Annotated in this window: 12 protein-coding genes; 7 read left to right on the top strand and 5 right to left on the bottom strand. The window is 68.7% G+C overall.

The genetic code is table 11. The features are described from left to right. Nucleotides 1-144 precede the first annotated feature (144 nt). Entirely contained in the window at nucleotides 145-1,533 is a 1,389-nt protein-coding gene (locus tag GQ56_RS0137525; protein WP_031403528.1) for a nucleobase:cation symporter-2 family protein, read from the top strand. Between the two features lie 283 nt (nucleotides 1,534-1,816). Continuing rightward, complete coding sequence (locus GQ56_RS0137520) at nucleotides 1,817-2,242, top strand: NUDIX hydrolase (protein ID WP_031403527.1); 426 nt, start codon at nucleotides 1,817-1,819, stop codon at nucleotides 2,240-2,242. 102 nt (nucleotides 2,243-2,344) lie between these two features. Here the strand turns inward: GQ56_RS0137520 and GQ56_RS0137515 are convergent, their stop codons facing one another. Beyond that, entirely contained in the window at nucleotides 2,345-2,557 is a 213-nt protein-coding gene (locus GQ56_RS0137515; protein WP_031403526.1) for a hypothetical protein, read from the bottom strand. 513 nt (nucleotides 2,558-3,070) lie between these two features. Here GQ56_RS0137515 and GQ56_RS0137505 point away from each other — a divergent pair. The 5 genes from GQ56_RS0137505 to GQ56_RS0137485 are packed head-to-tail and all read left to right on the top strand — an operon-like array spanning nucleotide 3,071 to nucleotide 12,619. Continuing rightward, nucleotides 3,071-5,377: a hypothetical protein gene (locus GQ56_RS0137505; RefSeq protein WP_152601989.1), complete on the top strand. Its 2,307-nt coding sequence runs from the start codon at nucleotides 3,071-3,073 to the stop codon at nucleotides 5,375-5,377. A gap of 31 nt (nucleotides 5,378-5,408) precedes the next feature. Continuing rightward, nucleotides 5,409-7,064 (top strand): hypothetical protein, encoded by a 1,656-nt coding sequence (locus tag GQ56_RS0137500; RefSeq protein WP_031403524.1) that lies wholly within the window; start codon nucleotides 5,409-5,411, stop codon nucleotides 7,062-7,064. Nucleotides 7,065-7,098: 34 nt separating this feature from the next. Then, on the top strand, nucleotides 7,099-8,088 hold the full coding sequence (locus GQ56_RS0137495) for a hypothetical protein (protein ID WP_034200280.1): 990 nt from the start codon (nucleotides 7,099-7,101) through the stop codon (nucleotides 8,086-8,088). After that, a complete protein-coding gene (locus GQ56_RS45245) occupies nucleotides 8,085-8,963 on the top strand; it encodes a hypothetical protein (RefSeq protein WP_052007413.1) in 879 nt (292 codons plus the stop codon). Before GQ56_RS0137495 ends, GQ56_RS45245 begins: the two co-directional genes overlap by 4 nt. Nucleotides 8,964-8,998: 35 nt before the next feature. Next, the gene (locus GQ56_RS0137485) at nucleotides 8,999-12,619 is read left to right on the top strand and encodes a hypothetical protein (protein ID WP_031403521.1); all 3,621 of its coding nucleotides are present in this window, start codon (nucleotides 8,999-9,001) and stop codon (nucleotides 12,617-12,619) included. A gap of 135 nt (nucleotides 12,620-12,754) precedes the next feature. Here the strand turns inward: GQ56_RS0137485 and GQ56_RS0137480 are convergent, their stop codons facing one another. From GQ56_RS0137480 to GQ56_RS0137465, 4 genes are all read right to left on the bottom strand, one after another. After that, entirely contained in the window at nucleotides 12,755-14,992 is a 2,238-nt protein-coding gene (locus tag GQ56_RS0137480; RefSeq protein WP_031403520.1) for a TOMM precursor leader peptide-binding protein, read from the bottom strand. 86 nt (nucleotides 14,993-15,078) lie between these two features. Continuing rightward, complete coding sequence (locus GQ56_RS0137475) at nucleotides 15,079-15,432, bottom strand: BMA_0021/BMA_0022 family TOMM bacteriocin (RefSeq protein WP_031403519.1); 354 nt, start codon at nucleotides 15,430-15,432, stop codon at nucleotides 15,079-15,081. 16 nt (nucleotides 15,433-15,448) lie between these two features. Beyond that, entirely contained in the window at nucleotides 15,449-15,799 is a 351-nt protein-coding gene (locus GQ56_RS0137470) for a BMA_0021/BMA_0022 family TOMM bacteriocin (RefSeq protein WP_031403518.1), read from the bottom strand. A gap of 34 nt (nucleotides 15,800-15,833) precedes the next feature. Further along, nucleotides 15,834-17,448: TOMM system kinase/cyclase fusion protein (locus GQ56_RS0137465; protein ID WP_031403517.1), on the bottom strand; the 1,615-nt coding region annotated here is incomplete at its 5' end.

Genomic DNA, 17,448 nt, shown 5'->3' with positions numbered 1-17,448 from the left:
CGCCGCCCCCCCGGGCGGCGTCCCCCCCCCCCTCCCCCGCCCCGTAGCGCCGCCGCCAGCCTCCCCGCCTTTCCGGCGCACGCCGGCGGCGGCGGCCCCTTCGGCTAAAATGCCGCACTTTCCACCTCGTCCGGCCCGCTCGCCATGCAACCCGCCTCCACCGCCCAACCCGCCTCCCATGGCGCCGATGCCGCAGAAGCGGCCCGCGACCTCGTCTACGGCCCGAACGACCGGCCGGCGCCGATGGTCGCCTTCGTCGCCGCGCTGCAGCACCTGCTGGCGATCATCGTGCCGATCGTCACGCCCGGCCTGCTGATCTGCCAGGCGCTCGGCGTGTCCAGCCGCGATACGACGCTGATCGTGTCGATGTCGCTGGTGATTTCCGGCATCGCCACCTTCGTCCAGTGCAAGCGCTTCGGCCCGCTGGGCGCCGGCCTGCTGATCGTCCAGGGCACGAGCTTCAACTTCGTCGGCCCGCTGATCGCCGGCGGCAGCCTGATGGTCAAGCAAGGCACGCCGGTCGAGACCGTGATGGCCGCGATCTTCGGCGTCGTGATCGCCGGCTCGTTCGTCGAGATGGGCGTGTCGCGCATCCTGCCGTTCGTGAAGCGCCTGATCACGCCGCTCGTCACCGGCATCGTCGTGCTGCTGATCGGCCTGACGCTGATCAAGGTCGGCCTCATCAGCATGGGCGGCGGTTTCGGCGCGATGGCAAACGGCACGTTCGCGAGCGCGGAAAACCTGACGCTATCGGGCCTCGTGCTCGGCACGATCATCCTGCTGAATCGCGTGCCGATCGTGTGGGTGCGCAGCACCGCGCTCGTCATCGCGCTCGTCATCGGCTATCTCGCGGCCGCGTTCCTCGGCCGCCTCGACTTCACCGGCATGCACCAGGCCGCGCTGTTCCAGGTCCCGACGCCGCTGCACTTCGGCCTCGGCTTCTCGTGGTCGCTGTTCGTGCCGATGCTGATCATCTATCTCGTCACGTCGCTCGAAGCGATCGGCGACGTCACCGCCACCAGCAAGATTTCCGGCGAGCCGGTCGAAGGGCCGGTGTGGATGCGGCGCATCAAGGGCGGCGTGCTCGTGAACGGCGCGAACTCGCTGCTGGCCGGCGTGTTCAACACGTTCCCGAGCTCGGTGTTCGCGCAGAACAACGGCGTGATCCAGATCACCGGCGTCGCGAGCCGCCACGTCGGCATCTGGATCGCCGGGATGCTCGTGGTGCTCGGCCTGTTCCCGGTCGTCGCCGGCGTGCTGCAGGCCGTGCCGGAGCCCGTGCTCGGCGGGGCGGCGATGGTCATGTTCGGCGCGGTGGCCGCGTCGGGCATCAACATCCTCGCGGGCGTCCAGCTCGACCGCCGCGCGCTGCTGATCATCGCGGTGTCGCTGGCGCTCGGCCTCGGCGTGTCGCAGGTGCCGGACATCCTCAACAGCCTGCCGCACGCGCTGAAGAACGTGCTGGAATCGGGCGTCGCGACGGGCGGGCTGTGCGCGCTCCTGATGAACTGGTTCCTGCCGGAAAAGAAGTAACGGCACGCGCCCGCACCGGACCCGGACGGGCCCCTTCCCCGCGAACCGCGCGCCCGGCACATCGGGCGCGCGGTTTTTCATTGGGGATGCCTGAAGGTCGTCGGCCGCGTGCCGTCGACGCCGCTTGCGCGATGCGCACGACCGTGCGCCGGCCGCCGGCGATCCGAACCCGCGTCACGCGGCAAACCGCGTCGACCCGGGCGAGCAGGAAACGACGACGATCGATCGTCAAACCGCGTCAGACCGGCTTTTCCGATCGATCCACGCTGGTTAGAATGGCGCCATGCCCCGAGTCCTCGCATCCATTCCCGCTCCGGAATCCGCCGTCCTGCCGATCAAGGAGCGCGCCACCATCGTCTGCTACCGCGGCGAGCAGGTGTTGCTCGTCGCCCGCGCGGCGTCGCGCTGGGCTCTTCCCGGCGGCACGATCAAGCGCGGGGAAACGCCGCTCGACGCCGCACATCGCGAGTTGTGCGAAGAAACCGGCATGATCGGCCGGCCGCTCGTGTACTCGATGCAGTTCACCGGGCTCGCCAAAATCCATCACGTGTTCTTCGCTGAAGTCGGCCCGGACCAGACGCCGCAGGCGAGCAACGAGATCGCGAAATGCCGGTGGTTCGCCGTCGACAGCGTCGACGCCTTACGCGCGAGCATCCCGACGAAGCGCATCGTCGAGCTCGTCTATCGTCACGAGATCAGCCACGCATAACGCACCCGTATCGCGCGCGGCGCGCGCGCATCGACGGCGGGCGCCATCGCGCGCCGCCGGGCGGCCAGGGTCGTCCCGCGCGGCTCGACGCCGCGCGAACGCTCAGTGCGGGCGCCGTCTTCGCAACTCGCGCGTGGAATAGACAACGAGAAAGATACCGAGCATCGCGGCGCCGGACGCCATGAAGTCGTTCGTGGTGCCCGAGCTGTTCAGCGACGCCGGGAAAATGCCGAGACTCAATCCCGCAACGGCAAGAAGCAATCCTGCCGCGACGCCCCAGATCGGTCCGGTAGTCTTGACGGTTTTATTCTTCATACGACATCCATCCACATTCATTGCATGGCCGGCATCGGCAAACGCTGCCGCAGCCCGCGTCCATCTGCTCCACTTTACCCCGAAAAAAATTCGCTGCGTTTCGGGGCTTGTACCCATCAAGTTTGCCCGACGGCGACCGCCGGGCCCTGGCACGGCGCGTCCGCGCGGGATCGCGCCAGCGACGAGCGCACCGCGCGCGAACCCCGCCACGACGCCTGCATGCCGATCGATTGCACACCGTCGCGGCAGGTGTAATTGCATGTAATTGAACGGCCCCTCCAAACTCCTTAATTTCCACCTGTACGTTCGATGCGCCGCTGCAAAACGGCGTGATCGCACCGAACGATCCGCGAAGCGCCGCACCTCGAACCGCCGCATGTCCAGATTCATGCAGTCCAGCAAATCGGCACCTTGACCGGGCCTCCGATCCGAGGCAGGAATTCGGCCCGCACCGCGCACGAAGCCCTGCCGACCTCGACTTGAAACACCGTACGTTCCCAACCGGAGATGGAAATGATCAATATTCAGGACTCCCGAGTCATCAAGTACGACAACGACAGGAAGAGCGTCACCGTCTATCGCGATTTCGCGAATGCCAATCTCTGGTACATCGTGCCGAGGCCGCAGCTGGCCACCCAGACCGTCGACGGCGTCACCCTGCCCGCCTTCGCGCTGACCGAATTCAGGACGAACAGCGGCTCGGCCGGCACGGTGACGTTTACGGCCGAACTCGTGATCGACCCGGAGGCCTACCAGGCCGTGAAGAGCGTACTGGGCCAGGGCATCGAATTCGGCCAGTTCGTGTGGAACGACGCCCAGGCCTTCCTGACGCTGACGCTGCCGTCCACCCAGCGGGATACGCAAATCAACGTCACGCCTTCGAATTTCGGCAGCAACGCGGCGACGTTCATCATCGACCTGAAGACCGCCGACGACGTCAAGGCGATTCGCGACATCTTCAACACGGGCGTCGGCCTGTCGACCTGGTCGATCCAGTACGTCGCCACGACGCTGAGCCAGTTGCCGGCGGTCAAGGCCACCGTGACCTACGACTGCACGATCGCCGCCAGCTACCAGAAGACCGTCCAGATCGACCGCAACGTCTGGGGCAGCGAGACCGGCCGGCGGACCACGATCCGCGAATACATGCAGAAGTCCGATTCCGGCAAGGTCAACCTGGAATGGGCGGTCCAGCCGTCGGACGAGTTCCGCCAACGCGTCCACGACTGGGCGTTCACGACGCTCGAGGGCCTGGTCCAGGCAGCCGCGGACGACGTCGCGCGCCGCCTCGGCGCGAGTGCCGCCGACGATTTCAGCATCAACTCGATCGGTTCGTTCCAGCGCATCTACCAGGAAAATGAAGTCATCGACTGGACGATCCAGCCGCAGGGCTTCCTGCCGACCTTCGACAAGGACGTCTGGAGCCGGCTGGACAAGACGGTCGACAACCGCACGCTCAACGTTGCCGTGACGATGTCGGCCGACCTGAAGGGCGCGGGCGTCAAGAAGGTCACCCTGACCATCGACTATCCGGCCAAGGCTCAGCCGGAATCCCACACGTTCACGGTCGACCAGAACAGCCCGTGGACCTACGAGTCCAACGGATTCTTCGACGCCGACAAGAAATTCGTATCCGAATACACCTACTGGTACCAGGTCGAATCCGAAAAAGGCGAATCCTTCCCGTCGCCGAAGTTCAAGGCCAGCGCAACCCAGCTCCAGGTTTCCAGCACCGACCTCGGTTACCAGAAAGTCGAGTTCATCTGCTCGAACATCGCGTTTGCATCGGGCAAGGCCGGCTACACCGTGGGCGCCCCGGCCAACAACGTCGACTTCGTGCTGATCGACTTCACGTACCTGCCGACCGCGGGCGGCCAGCTGTTCGTCGATCAGCGCAAGGTCAGCAAGAACGGCGAGACCGTGCGATTCACCAGCCACAGCTTCCAGCCGATCGGCGCGGCCTATTCCTACGCGATCACCTACGTGCTGACGAACGGCGACATCATCGTCAACCGGCCGCAGTCGGTGTACCCGACGGTGAACAGCACGACCCAGACCATCTACAGCATGATCGGCCCGGCCGACTTCACGGTCACCGTCACGAACGACACGATCCGGGGTGGAAGTATCGCGCTGCCGGCCATCACCGGCATCGCGCTGACGACCGACTACACCGACCAGCCGGACAGCCCGGACCACCAGACGTACAGTTTCCACGACCTGCGGATCGAGGCCGACTACTCCGATACCTGGGAATACCAGGCCGTCAAGCGCAGCACCTCGACCGTCCAGGTCGACGGCACGGTCTATTACCGCGACAAGAACAACACGCGCAAATCCGTGGCGATCCGCAAGGTGCGCTACGGCAACCAGCCGTCATTCGCACTGGACGTGTTCCCGGTCCAGCTGCCGTTCACGGTGACCTTCGATCCGTCGCTGGTCGACTGGAAGGCGTACGTCCAGGTCGAAGTCAAGGTGTACCGGAAGTCGGCATTCGGCCAGACCGACATCGACTCCAGCATCTTCAAGCCCGCCACCCTCGCGGACGGCACCACGGTCCCGCCGTCGCCCTACTACTACACGTTCTCGCGTGAAGTCGACGCATCGACGGAATTCCACTACGAGACGACCTACTTCGAGGCTTCGACCAAGCGCGGCGTTCCCGGCCCGCAGGGCAATTACGAAAACAACACGGTGATACTGCCCCACGACGCCACCGGAGGAAAGAAGACGGCCTACGCGGTACGGCTGCCGGCGAGCGACATCGTCACGCGCACCCTCGACGTGACCGACGAAGCCGACGAGACCGATCTGGCCTGATCGCCCTCCTGACCGACCCAAGCGCGCGACCATGACGACCCTTACCTACACCGTCAAGCTGGCAACCGAATCCGGCCCCGCAGCGCCGCCCGCCCCCCGGCGGGCCCGGCTGCTGCTCGAATTCAAGGATCCGGTCAACGACGCCTACCGGCAAACGACGCTCGTGCTCGACGCCGACACGCCACAGCGCACGTGGCAGATCGACGTGGGCGCGGCCGACGCCGGGCAGGCGTTCTATTCCTCGGTACTCGACTACGAGGCCAGCGAACAGGTCGCGCGCCCTCCGGTCGCTTTCGTCGGCACCCAGGCCACGGTCGGCGGACCGGCCGACCCCGTCTCCGTCGTGGCGCTGCTCGAGGCGCTCGACTGGGCCGCCGTGTCCTCGGTCCGGGTCGCCGTGGGCGGCGCATCCCACACGTTCTCCCGCGAGCGGCCGCATGCATGGTGGTTCGCGGTGCCCGGCCCGGGCATCGTCGAATGGCGCGCCGACTATGCGATGACCGACGGCACCACCCGATCCGGCGCGGGCGTGGCCACGCAGGGCGTCGCCGTCATCCCCGCGCCGCCGGTCGAGGTCGGCTTCTCGATCGCGACCGCCGACCTCGACGCGTTCGCGGTGGCGGCCGTCGCGCTTCGCGTGACCGGCCACGACGGCGTGACGCGGAGCGCCGAACTCGGCAAGACGCATCCGGACGCGACGCTGTCGCTGCCGTACGCGCCGCCGGGCCAGGCGTGGTTCGCCTACGACTGGACGGTCACCTACACCGACGGCACGCCGCCGTGGACCGCGCCCGCCCGCTCGAGCGACGGGGCGACGTCGATCGTGCTCGGCGATTTCGGCCGCATCCTGCTGGCCAGCGACAAGATCGACTTCGACGTGGTCGGGAAAGTGACGCTGTCCTGGCGCTACAACAACACACCCAAGAGCGCCGAGCTGTCCCGCGCGCAGCGGTCGGTCCTGCTGCGCCCCGACCAGGACTACGATCGCGCGCAGCCGCTGATCGCCGGCCTGTCCTACGTGCTGTCCAGCGGGTCGACGAATCTCGAGGGCGAGGCGGTGCCGCAGGGCCGCTTCGAGGTGCCGTATCCGCTGGGCACGCGGCTCGTGCGCGTCTTCGCGCCCGGCCTGCTGGCCACGCCGCCGCTCTACAGCGCGATGAAGCTCACGTCGGTCCAGACGCTGGAGCTGGGGGCGGGCTGGCAGTTGCAGAACGGCCTGCCGTCGATCAGCCTCACCCCGGGCGCGCCGACCTGGGAAACGCGCGTCGCCGCGGTCGATCCGGAACGGGTCGCGCTGATTTTCTCGGGCACGGCCACCCCGGCCGGCGGCGGCCGGCCGAAGCAGATCGCCGAAACCCGCTCGCCGTTCGAGCTGACGCCCGCGGGCCCGGAGATCCCGCTCGCGACGGTTCAGGTGTCCGCCCAATCCGTCGACTGGGAACGCTATGCGCGCGTGGAAGCGAGCCTGTGGACCGGCAGCGACGCGCAAAGGGAAAACGAACAGACCGTCTCCTTCGACCGCAACAGCGCCGACGCATGGTGGGCCTACCTGCCCGCGCCGGGCGCCTACGGCCCGTCGTTCCGCTGGTCGGCGACCTACTATCCGGCCGACGGCGCGTCGCCGCTGCACAAGGCGCCGACGGCCGGCGACAACCCGCGCCTGTCGCTGCCCCCGACCGTATCCTGAGCGCGGCCCGCCCGCACCAATGCCCACCATGCCCATGGCCGAACTCCACCCGGCGGTGCAGCGCGCGCTGGCGCTGGCGTCCTCGTACGGGACGCCGGCACACCCGCTCGCCGCGCCCGCGCCGGACGCCGCGCTGCGTCACCTGCTGCGCGACCGTTCGCCGGCGGAACCCACCGCCTGGAACGACAGCAAACTGGGGCGCAGCGGCTTCCCGGTGGAAATTTCCATCGCGTTCGGCCGGCCGGAACTGCGCTACACCGTCGAGCCCGCCGGCCCGGACATTCCCCCCGCGCGCCGGCTGAACCGCGCGGTGGCGGCCATCGCCGCGCTGTCCGACGAATCGGTCGAACCGGCGGACCTCGCGGCGATCGCGTCCTTCCAGGGCAATGCGGCGCTCGCCTGGGGCGCATGGCTCGGCGGACGGCACGGCGACGGCAAGCCCCGCTTCAAGCTCTACGCGGAGGTGCCCGAACGCGGCGCCGAGCCCGCCGTTGCGTGGGCCGCCCGCCATCTCGGCGACCTGTCCGCCATCGTCCGGCGCGGCGCGCGGCCCGTGATGGCCGGCTGGCAGCCCGCGGGCCGGCGCGCCGAGCTTTACTTCCGCACGCGCCGCCTGTTCCGCGCGGACGTGCCGCTGCTGATGGCGGCGGCGCGGCTCGACCATCGCGCCGACGAAGTCCTGGGCCTGCTGCAGGATGCCTGCTGCAGCGCCATCGAGGCCGCGCTGCCGGCCGCCGACTTCGGCGTCAGCATCGGCGCCGGACCCGACGGCACGTCGACGTTCACGCTGTACGCGGTCGCCAACGACCTGTTCGGCGGCGATGGCCGCATCCGCGAAACGGTGCTTCGCGTCGCCGCCGCCCGCGGCTGGGACACGCACTTCTACCGCGCGCTGAGCGAACCGCTGGCGGACGCGAGCGGCTTCGTGACCCGGCACGGGATGTTCGGCATCGTCGTGGCGTCGGACCAGCCGGCGACCGTGGCCATCGGACTGACGCCCGACCACCCCGAGACACGCTCATGAGCGCCTCGCTGCCCGCCCGCGCCGCCGACGCGATGTCCAATCCACTCGCCGCGCTCGACGCGCTCGTCGCCGCCCAGGCGCCCGGCGGCGCGTTCCCGTCGCACGTGAGCGTCGATGCGCACCACCACGTCGACGAGAACGCCTTCGTCACGGCCCTGATCCTCGACGAACTGGCCTGCCTGCCGGCCGGTACCGCCGATCGCGCGATCGCCCGCGGCCTCGACTTCCTCGAGAGCTGCGCGTCGCTTACCTGCGCGGGGGCGTTCCATTTCTACCCGCCCGGGCGCATGCCGTCCTGGCTCGGCGCCGACCTGCCGGCGGACGCCGACGACACCGCGCTCGCGCTGATGCTGCTGGCCCGCTTCGGACGGCTCGGCACGGCCGAGGCCTTCGACACGCTGGACCGCGTGCTGCATCCGTGGCGGCTGCATTACCGCCCGGAGTACGCCGATCCGTGGGTCGCGCAAGGAGCGTGCCGCACCTGGCTCGACCGCCGGGCGGCGCCGAATCCGGTCGATGCGTGCGTGAACGCGAATGTCGCGACGGCACTGACCGCGTTCGGCCGCGCCGACCACGACGCGTGCCGCGCCGCGCGCGACACCGCGCTGGACGCGATCGCGTTCGTCGCCGAGAACCCCGCGCATCGCGGACGGCTCACCGCCTTCTACCCCGACCTGTGGGAGCTGGTGCATGCGCTGCGCCGCGGCGCACGGCGCGGCGTCGCCGGCTTCGCGCAAGCGGCCGCGCGGCTGGCCGGCATGCTCGCTCCCCATGCCGGCGCGTACGCCACGGTGTGCTCGTCCACCGACCGGCGCTGGCGCTGGACAGCGCCCCTGTTGCAAACCGCGCGCGCGCTCACGCGCGACACGCCCTAGTCGTCACCGCCCATCCCTTTCACTGGAGAGATTCCATGCCTGGCGTTCATACCGTCCCGCCGTCCCTGTCCGCTTCGCTCTACGGCAACGCGTCCGATCCGAAATCGGGCCTGCAGGTCAGCACCCGCCTGATGGAAAGCTACGAGATCGTCAGCCCCGTCACCGGCGCGAGCGACATCTCGACGTTCCTCAATTCCGCCGGACGCCTCGACATCTATTCGTCCGGCACCGCGCAAAAGGTCTACCGCATCCGCGCGGACAACCAGTCGGACACCGGCTGGACCGAAGCCGATCTCGGCGTCACCGCGAGCCAGATCAGCCCCTACCTCGCGCGCAGCGACGATTACGACAACCCCAACCTTCTCGGCATCGGCACGAACGGCAAGCTGACGCTGAGCCAATGGAAGGACGGCCGCTATGCGCAGGCCGACTGCCAGCCTGCCAGCGCAAAGCGCCCGCTCAAGCAGATGCTGTCGACCCGGAATTTCGGCAACATCTACGTCAACGTCGTGCTCGACAACGACGAAGTCGGCAGCAGCTACCTGAGGAAGGACGGCACCTGGGGGTCGACCGACTGGGTGCCGATCCGCAAGAGCCAGAGCAGCACGGACAATGCCACGGTCAAGCGCATCGCGATGTGCTCGAACGATCCGGTCCAGCAGTCGCTGTTCGCCATCGGCCCCGACAACGCCGTGCTGTTCGCGCAGAGCGACTTCCGCTTTTCCTATTTCACGACGCTCGGCTACAAGAAGGCGATCGACATCGCGGTCGTGTCCGACCAGGAGAAGCGCCTGAACATCTTCATCGTCGACACCGACTTCGGCATCTGGCAGAAGCGCGAGAAGAAATACAGCACGTCCGGCATCCAGTTCGACGACTGGGTGCTGGTCAGCAACGCGGCGCCGGTGACCGGGCTGCGGGCCGTCATCAACGCAGGCGGACTGCTCGAGATCTTCGCGATCGGCAAGGACCAGCGGCTCTACCACACGCGGCAGATCAGCAGCGGGCTCAACAAGGTCAACTGGTCGAGCCTGTTCCAGCTCGGCAACCCGGTGCCCAACACGAAATTCACCGTCGGCCGCAACGCCGCCGGCTTCTCGGAAGCGTATTCCGTGTCGTCGGACAGCAAGCTGTACCGCTTCTGGCAGGATCCGAAGACGACCCAGTGGACCAACGAGGCCATCCGCCTGCAGGGCACGGGCGAGATGACGCCGGTACCGACCCATGCCACGGAAATCACCGTGCTGGACGACGCCGGGCAGCTCGCGGTCAATGCGCAGGTCCACATCGATGCGGCGTCGATGGTGCCGCTGCGCATCAACGGCCTCTACTACCAGGCGAGCCCCGACTACACGATCCCCGTCCTGTCCGGCGGCGGCGGCAAGGTCGTGATCGAGCGCTTCGCCAACAGCCTCGCGAGCCCCAGCTACCACGTCCGCACGCAGTACATGCAGCCGGGCGAAGGCGTCACCGTGGAGCCGAACGGCGCCCTGCAGGAGAAGATGCACGCGGTCGACGCCGACGCCGTCTGGAACGCGAAAAACGCCTCCGGCGCCTACCTGCTGGACGGGGATTTCCGCACCCGCGAAAACGCCGAGAACGTGGCGAAGGTCATGCGGCAGTCGATGTCGTTCGGCATGCCGGCGAATGCGGCCGTCCGGAGCCAACGCTACCTCGGCGCGAACCGCTCGCTCGTCGGGCTGCGGCATACGACGCGCGGCACCGCCGACCCGTTCGCGCTCGTGCCGGAAGACGTGCCCGCGCAGCACTGGCGCGTGTCGTTCACCGATAGCGGCCTGCACTACGACGACCTGTCCGCGGACCAGGCCGGCGCCTACCTGCTGCGCTCCCGCACGCTGGCGACGTCCGGCGACGAAACGCTGATCAATGCCGGCTTCCTCGACATCGACTGGGGCGACATCTGGAACGCGATCAAGAACGGCGTCGGCCGCATCATCAACGGCCTGAAGGAATTCGTCGTGACGACCATCATCGATCCGGTCACGCGGCTCGTCAGCGAGATCAAGGTCGTGTTCAACTTCCTCATCGACGGCGTGACGTACCTGATCGACAAGACCATCACGCTCTTCCAGCAGGCGTTCGATATCGTCGAGGGCATCTGGAACAAGCTCAAGGTGTTCTTCAAGGAGCTGTACGAGTGGCTGGCCTTCTTCTTCGCATGGGGCGACATCAAGCGCTCGGCGGAGGCGACCCTCCATACGTTCGACGCGACCTTCGACTATCTGCTCCTGGCGGTCGATGCGGTGAAGGGCCAGGTGGCGGCCGGCTTCGACCACCTGCAGACGGAGATCGACAAGGCCGTCAACACGTTCATCGCGAAACTGGACCCGAAGCTCGGGATCGGCCAGTATGCGAACGACGTCGACCAGCCCGACCCGCGAATCGACGAATCCACCAGCCACAACGTGCTGTTCAACGCGTTTTCGGACAACTACAAATCGACGCGCGCGCTGGCCCGGAGCGATGCGCTGGTGCTCGACACCGACCCGCTCCAGGGCCTGTGCGAGAAACTGAAGGACGTCGCCGACAACTTCGAGTTCGGTCAGGGCAAGAATGCGTTCAGCGCCGCCGCCACGTACTTCGAGCAGATCGGCCGCACCCCCGATCGCGTGCTCGACCTGCTGATCGCGGGCACCGTCAAGGTGATGGAGGGCGTCACCCAGTTTGCGCTGAGCGCGGCCAAGGGCCTGGTCCTGACGATTCTCGACCTGGTCGGCGACGTGATCACCGCGATCAAGGACCTGTTCGACACGGAATGGGACATCCCGTTCGTCTCGCAGCTTTACAAGCTGATCACCGGCTCGTCGCTGAGCATCAAGGTGCGCGACCTGTTCTCGTACATCGTCGCCATCCCCGGCACGCTGCTGTACAAGCTGGTGAAGCACGACGCGCCGTTCCCCGACGCCGCGAGCGTCACCCGCTTCAAGTCGTCGTTCACCGCGCAGTGGCTCGCCGAGCAGAGCGGCATCGCGCCGAAGTCCGAGGTTTCGCTGATGGTCAGCGCCGAACAGAAATCGGCCATCTCGATCTTCTTCGGCGTCTCGGCGTCGGTCTGCATCTTCGCCGCGACGATTCTCGACACCATCGAGATCGCGCTGCAGACCGAGGAGACCGAGGTGGAGGCGATCAGTACCGGCTCGCTGTTCATGGGCTTCGGCTCCGCGTTCTTCAGCGTGCCGTGGATGATCGCGAGCGATGCGGGCGGCTTCTCGTGCAACGACGCCAAGGGGCTCAACAACCTGCTGTGGCTGCTGAACACCGTCGCGGGCTATGGACGGGCCGGCGCGCTCAAGATCGCCGGCAAGAAATACAAGATCCCCGCGGAAGTGGATCAGATCACGGTCAATCTGTGGGGCTGCGCGCGGCTGGCCCTGACGATCGTGTGGGCCGTGAAGAGCGGCGAGGAGCTGGACGGCTTCGAGGCGGCGGAGGCGTTCGTCGACACGATCACCGGCCAGGTGTTCCGCTTCCTGGGCGTCAAGGCGGTGGTCACCGCGACCGAGGGCATCTCGCTCCTCGCGCTGCTCGTCATCGTCGGCCTGGGCGGCTTCACGACCACCGCGCTGCATCTGGCCGTGTCGCTGAAGTCCGAGGAGGCCGTCGCGAAGCGCCTGCCGGCGCAGGCGCTGGCGTGACGCCGGCCGGGCGGCGGCGCGGCGCCGGCCGGCCGTGACGCGCTGCCGCGCGGCGACACCCGGGCAGGCCGGCCGGGTGTCGCCGCACCACGACGGCCGGCGCAACGCCGGAGGCGTCGTGCGGCGGCCCGGGCGTCAAAGGAACAGCAACGCCTCGTTCAACTCCGGCTCGCTACACGGCTGCCCGCGCCAGCCCAGTTGCACCGGGACCGAGTAGAGCCGTTGCGCGCCGAAACGCGGCCAGAAATGGCACAGCCCCGGCGCGATCACCTGCACCACGTGCAGGCCGATGTCGGGCCGCGTCTTGTCGACGACGAGCACGTCCATGCCGGCTGCCGCGATGCGGCCGACAGCATGCGCGATCGCCGCCGGCAACGACGCGGCGTCGACCGGCTGCCACGTCGACGCGGTCGTGGCGGGCGCCTCGTCCGCCGGATACAGGAACCGGGTATCCGCAAGCTTGTCGCGATCCCACGGGTGCGGCGCGTCCGCCGTGACGTCGAGCAGCTGGTTGACCTCGGTCAGCGCCCGCTGCACCGCGATGCGGCCGTCCGGGTGACAGCCGAAACCGATCGAGAAGCGCCCGTCCTGCGGATTCTCCGCCAGCGCGGCCACGGTCGGCACGCCGAGATCGGCGGTGATGTCGAGCGCCCACAGACGCCATCCGAACGTCGCGTATTCCCGCACGAGCGCCTCGAAATACGGATCGTCGAAACTCGCGAGTTCGACGCCCGGGCGCGGAATCCGGTTGTACCACCAGATCGCGACCGCATCGCGCTCGATCAATTCGAGCATGCCTTGCAGGATGGCCTCGTCGACGCTCGATCCCGCCGCGCAGCCGTTCGGGTTGTGCACGCATGCGGCCGGCGCCCGCGCACTGTCGGGCGTCTCCGCATAGCAGTAGCTCAGCGGCACGAGGCGGCGCCGGCCGGTCACGAGCGACCAGGCCGGCGTCCAGTCGATCACGTCGCGCGCCGTGAAGCGCGGCGGCACCTGCTTGCGAACGTCGCGGGTCAACGCGTTGATCGCGTCGCGCGCGTCGAATTGCCGTTCGCTGAACTGCTGAAGATCGTTCACGTGGATCGGGGCGGCATCGCACGCCGGGTCGGCGAGCAGGCTGTCGATGCTTCCGGTCAGCGTCGCCTCGTCCCCCTGGTACACGCTGCTGAAACGCTCGAGCGCCTCGCATAGCGCGCTCGTACGCGCCTGCTCGTCGGTGCGGCCCTTGCCGGAGCAGATCCGGTCGAACCGGTTGCTGCCCGGCACGGCGGCCGGGCACACGAGAAAGCCCGACGCGTAGACCTTGCGCAGGCCCGCATGCCGCTTCGGCATCGGGTGCAGATAGGCGATCGCGCCGCTGACCGGCGAGATCAGGTGCGCATGGCGCGCAAACACCTGCTGCGGATCGGCGGTGCGGTAGCCGCCGTCGGCGCGCGCCAGCGGCGCGGGATCGGCGAGTCGCGGCGCCCGCGCCGCCTGCTCGCGCATCCATGCGGGATTGCCGCAGCACGGGCATTGCGGCCGCTTCAGCACGCGGTGCCGCTCGGCGGCCAGCGTGTCGATGCGCTGCGCCACGATATGCGTCTGCGCGCGCTCCGATGCCGTGCGGCTGACCGCGATCTGCTCGAGCGTCGCCGCCACGAGCGCGGCCGCCGCCGCGGCCGCGGCGCGCGACGCGGCCTGCGGCAGGCGCGTCGCGTCGCTGCCGTGATGGCGCGCGAGCAACGCCTCGACCGGCCGGTTGATGCGAATCCAGTAACGCACGCATTCGATGCACGGCGCGTCGGCAAGCGCGCCGCCGCCGGCCAGCAACGGCCCGATCAGCGTCTGCACGCCGCCGGCCGCGACGACCAGCAGCGCCCCGCCGCGCGCCGCGACGCGGGCGGCGCACGCGGCGAGATCGTCGCGGTCGTGCGTATCGGCGATCGCGACGGTCAGCGCGGCATCCGCCACGACGTCGATGCCGGCGGCGTCGAGCGCGCGCCTGAGCGCGGCGTCGTCGGCGCCGAACCGCTCGACCGCGACGCGCAATTGCGCGACCTGCGCGCAGGCCGCGTCGCCGTCGAGGCCGGCGCGCTCGAAGAAGCCGCGCGCCGCATCGTCGTCGTGCGGGGCGTCCGCGCGCACGTAGGCGCGGCGCACCAGATGGTCGAGCCCGGCGAGCACGTTCCATTCGCCGAACTCGCCCGACAGCGACGTCACGATCTCGCCGGTCGTCATCCGTGTCCGCAGGCAGGCCGCGATCCGCACGAAGAGCGCGCCGGACAGCATCGCGCGCTTGAATTCGTCGACGACGAACAGCGTGTCGGGCCCCGCGTCGAGCACGCGCAAATGCGGTTTGAAGCGCAATATGCGCGAGAAATCGTCGAGCATCGTCTGCCTCCAGGCAAGTCACAATCGCCGCCGTGCGGCCCGTCCCGCACGGGCTGCACGGCGGCGCACGGCTCAGGCGCGCGCGGTCAGCAGCACGTGAACAGGTAGCACGGCCCGGCGTCGCTGTAGGCCGCGAGTGCCACCGCCTCCTCGTTCAGCTGTGCCGGCCGCGCCGGCACGCCGACCGTCATCGTGTTGCGCGGCAGGCGCCAGCTCCCTTCGCGGCTGTCCCAGCCATAACCGGCGCCCGGCTTCACCACCTCGAGCTCGAGCAGCCACGGGCATTGATAGTTGAAATATCTCGAGAGCGCATCGAACGGATGCGTCAGCAAGTCCTCCTTGAACACCGGATCGCGCCAGGAAAGCGCGATCGCGCGCAGGTACACCTGCTGGAACTCCAGCATCGATTCGAGCGTCGGCGTAGCGTTGTCCACTGCCATGTGAGACTCCTTGAGGTTATTGACGGTCCAGGATGTCGATGTGGTTCGCGTTATACGCGGCGAGCGCCTGCGCGTACTGCGACAAGTCTTCCGGCGCGGGCGGCAGGACCAGCGTGAGCCGGTTGTTGCGCAGCGTCGTCCAGCCGCCGTTGACGTCCGGCGTCCAGCGCGACGTGTCGTTCTTGACCTGCAGGTCGATCTGAAACGGATAGTCGTACTGGAACTGGTCGCTCAACGCCTGGATCGGGTCGGTCTCGAGCGCCTCGAGGAACACCGGGGAATGCCAGGCTAGGGCAATCGCCTCGATGATCACGGCGCGGTATTCGAGGAATTCCTCGTACGTCGGGGAACGCAGATTCTGGGCCATCGGTTTGCTCTCCAAGAAGGACGAATGGGACCATCTACAGCAGCGCATGCAACATCGTTTCGGCGTGCGTGGCGATGCGGCCCATGCCCGCCGTCGTTGCAATTCCGGCTGCGCGCCGGCAGGCGGCCCGGGCCGCCTCGCCGTTTCGCCGCGGGTCGGCCGCGCGCAGGTACTCGCATTTCTTCAGCAGCAACTGGGCTTCGTAGTAACGCTCGCCGGTCGATTCGCAGCGGGCCAGGCAGTGCCCGAGCTGCGCCAGCGCGGCGGCGAAATCGCCGCGCCCGGCATCCAGCTCGGCAAGCAGCGACGCGTAATAGGTCAGCCCGAGCAGCCCGCCCGACGCCTGCTGCGCATCGAGATGGGCGACCAGGCCCGCGCGATCCCCGTGCGCCCACGCGCGAATGATCGCCGCGTAGTGCCCCACCGCGCGCAGCCGGTGCACCTCCGACAGGCGCAGGATCGCCTCCGACAGCGCGAGCGCCCCGTCGCGGTCGCCCGCGAGCTGGCAGGTTCGCGCGAGGTACATCATCGTCACGCCGAGCGTCGGCAAATGGTCGAGGCAGGTCGCGCAATGCACCGCGTCGCGCCCCATCGCGAGCGCGGCCTGCGGATCGTCGTCCATGCACCAGCGCACGCTCGCCAGCGACGCCATCGTCCACGCGCGCGTATCGAGCCCGAGGATGCGCCGGTGGTCCGCGTCGCGTCGCACGTCGTAGCCCGCCAGCACCGCGTCGAACGCGGCGCGGGCGCATGCATAGTGGCCGTCGATCCACAGGCTCATGCCGCGCATCGTGTCCGCCGCGACCTGGATGCCGGCCTCGCCGCGCCCGGCCGCGAGCGCGTCGAGCCGCGAGCCGATCCGGCGCACGGTGGGACGGTCGCCCGCGACGTGGTAGTAGGTCGACAAGGTCCAGAGCGCGCTGATTTCGAGCGCCGGATCGTCGAGCGTCTGCGTCTGCCGCAGCAACTGCTCCGCATGCGTGCGCACCTGCGGATCCGCCCAGCCGAACCGCGCCATCGTCGCGTGCGTCAGGGTCGTGCGGAGCCGCGCGCCGTCGTGTTCGCGTTGTGCATAGGCGGCGTTGCCGAGCCAGTCGAGCACGGCCTGCCCGTAGCGGATCGCGTCGTCGTACCGCGCGCGTTCGAGCGCGCGCCGCGCCGCGTCGATGCCGTGGGCGATCGCGTCGGCCAGCGCCCCCGCCTGCGCGAAGTGCCCGGCGACGCCGAACGTGTGCGCCCCGGCGCCGCGATCGGCTTCCGCGCTCAGCGCGCGGCCGACCCGCGCATGGTTGCCGCGCCGCACGGCGGCCGGCATCGATTCGTAGGCGGCATCGCGAATCAGCGCGTGGCGGAACGCATAGAACACCCGATCGCGCCGATGCTGCGCGTACACGATCCGTTCCTCGAGCAGCAGCCGCAGATGCGCGTCGAGCGTGGCCCGATCGTGCGGCGACGCGTCGGCGAGCAGTTGTGCATCCACCTCGAGCCCGATGGTCGCGGCGAGTTGCGCCGTGTCGCGCGCATCGTCGATCCGGTCGAACGCGAGACCGAGCATGCCGCCGAGGCTGAGCGGAAGCGGATAGGGATCCGTTGCCCGCCGCCCCGCGGGCGCCCCCTCCGCCACATCCCGCGCGTGCATCGTGCCGCGC

Origin of the sequence: Burkholderia paludis (assembly GCF_000732615.1) — a bacterium.
Taxonomy (GTDB): domain Bacteria; phylum Pseudomonadota; class Gammaproteobacteria; order Burkholderiales; family Burkholderiaceae; genus Burkholderia; species Burkholderia paludis.
The sequence above is the reverse complement of the archived record's forward strand: the minus strand, read 5'-3'. Positions and strand labels throughout refer to the sequence as shown.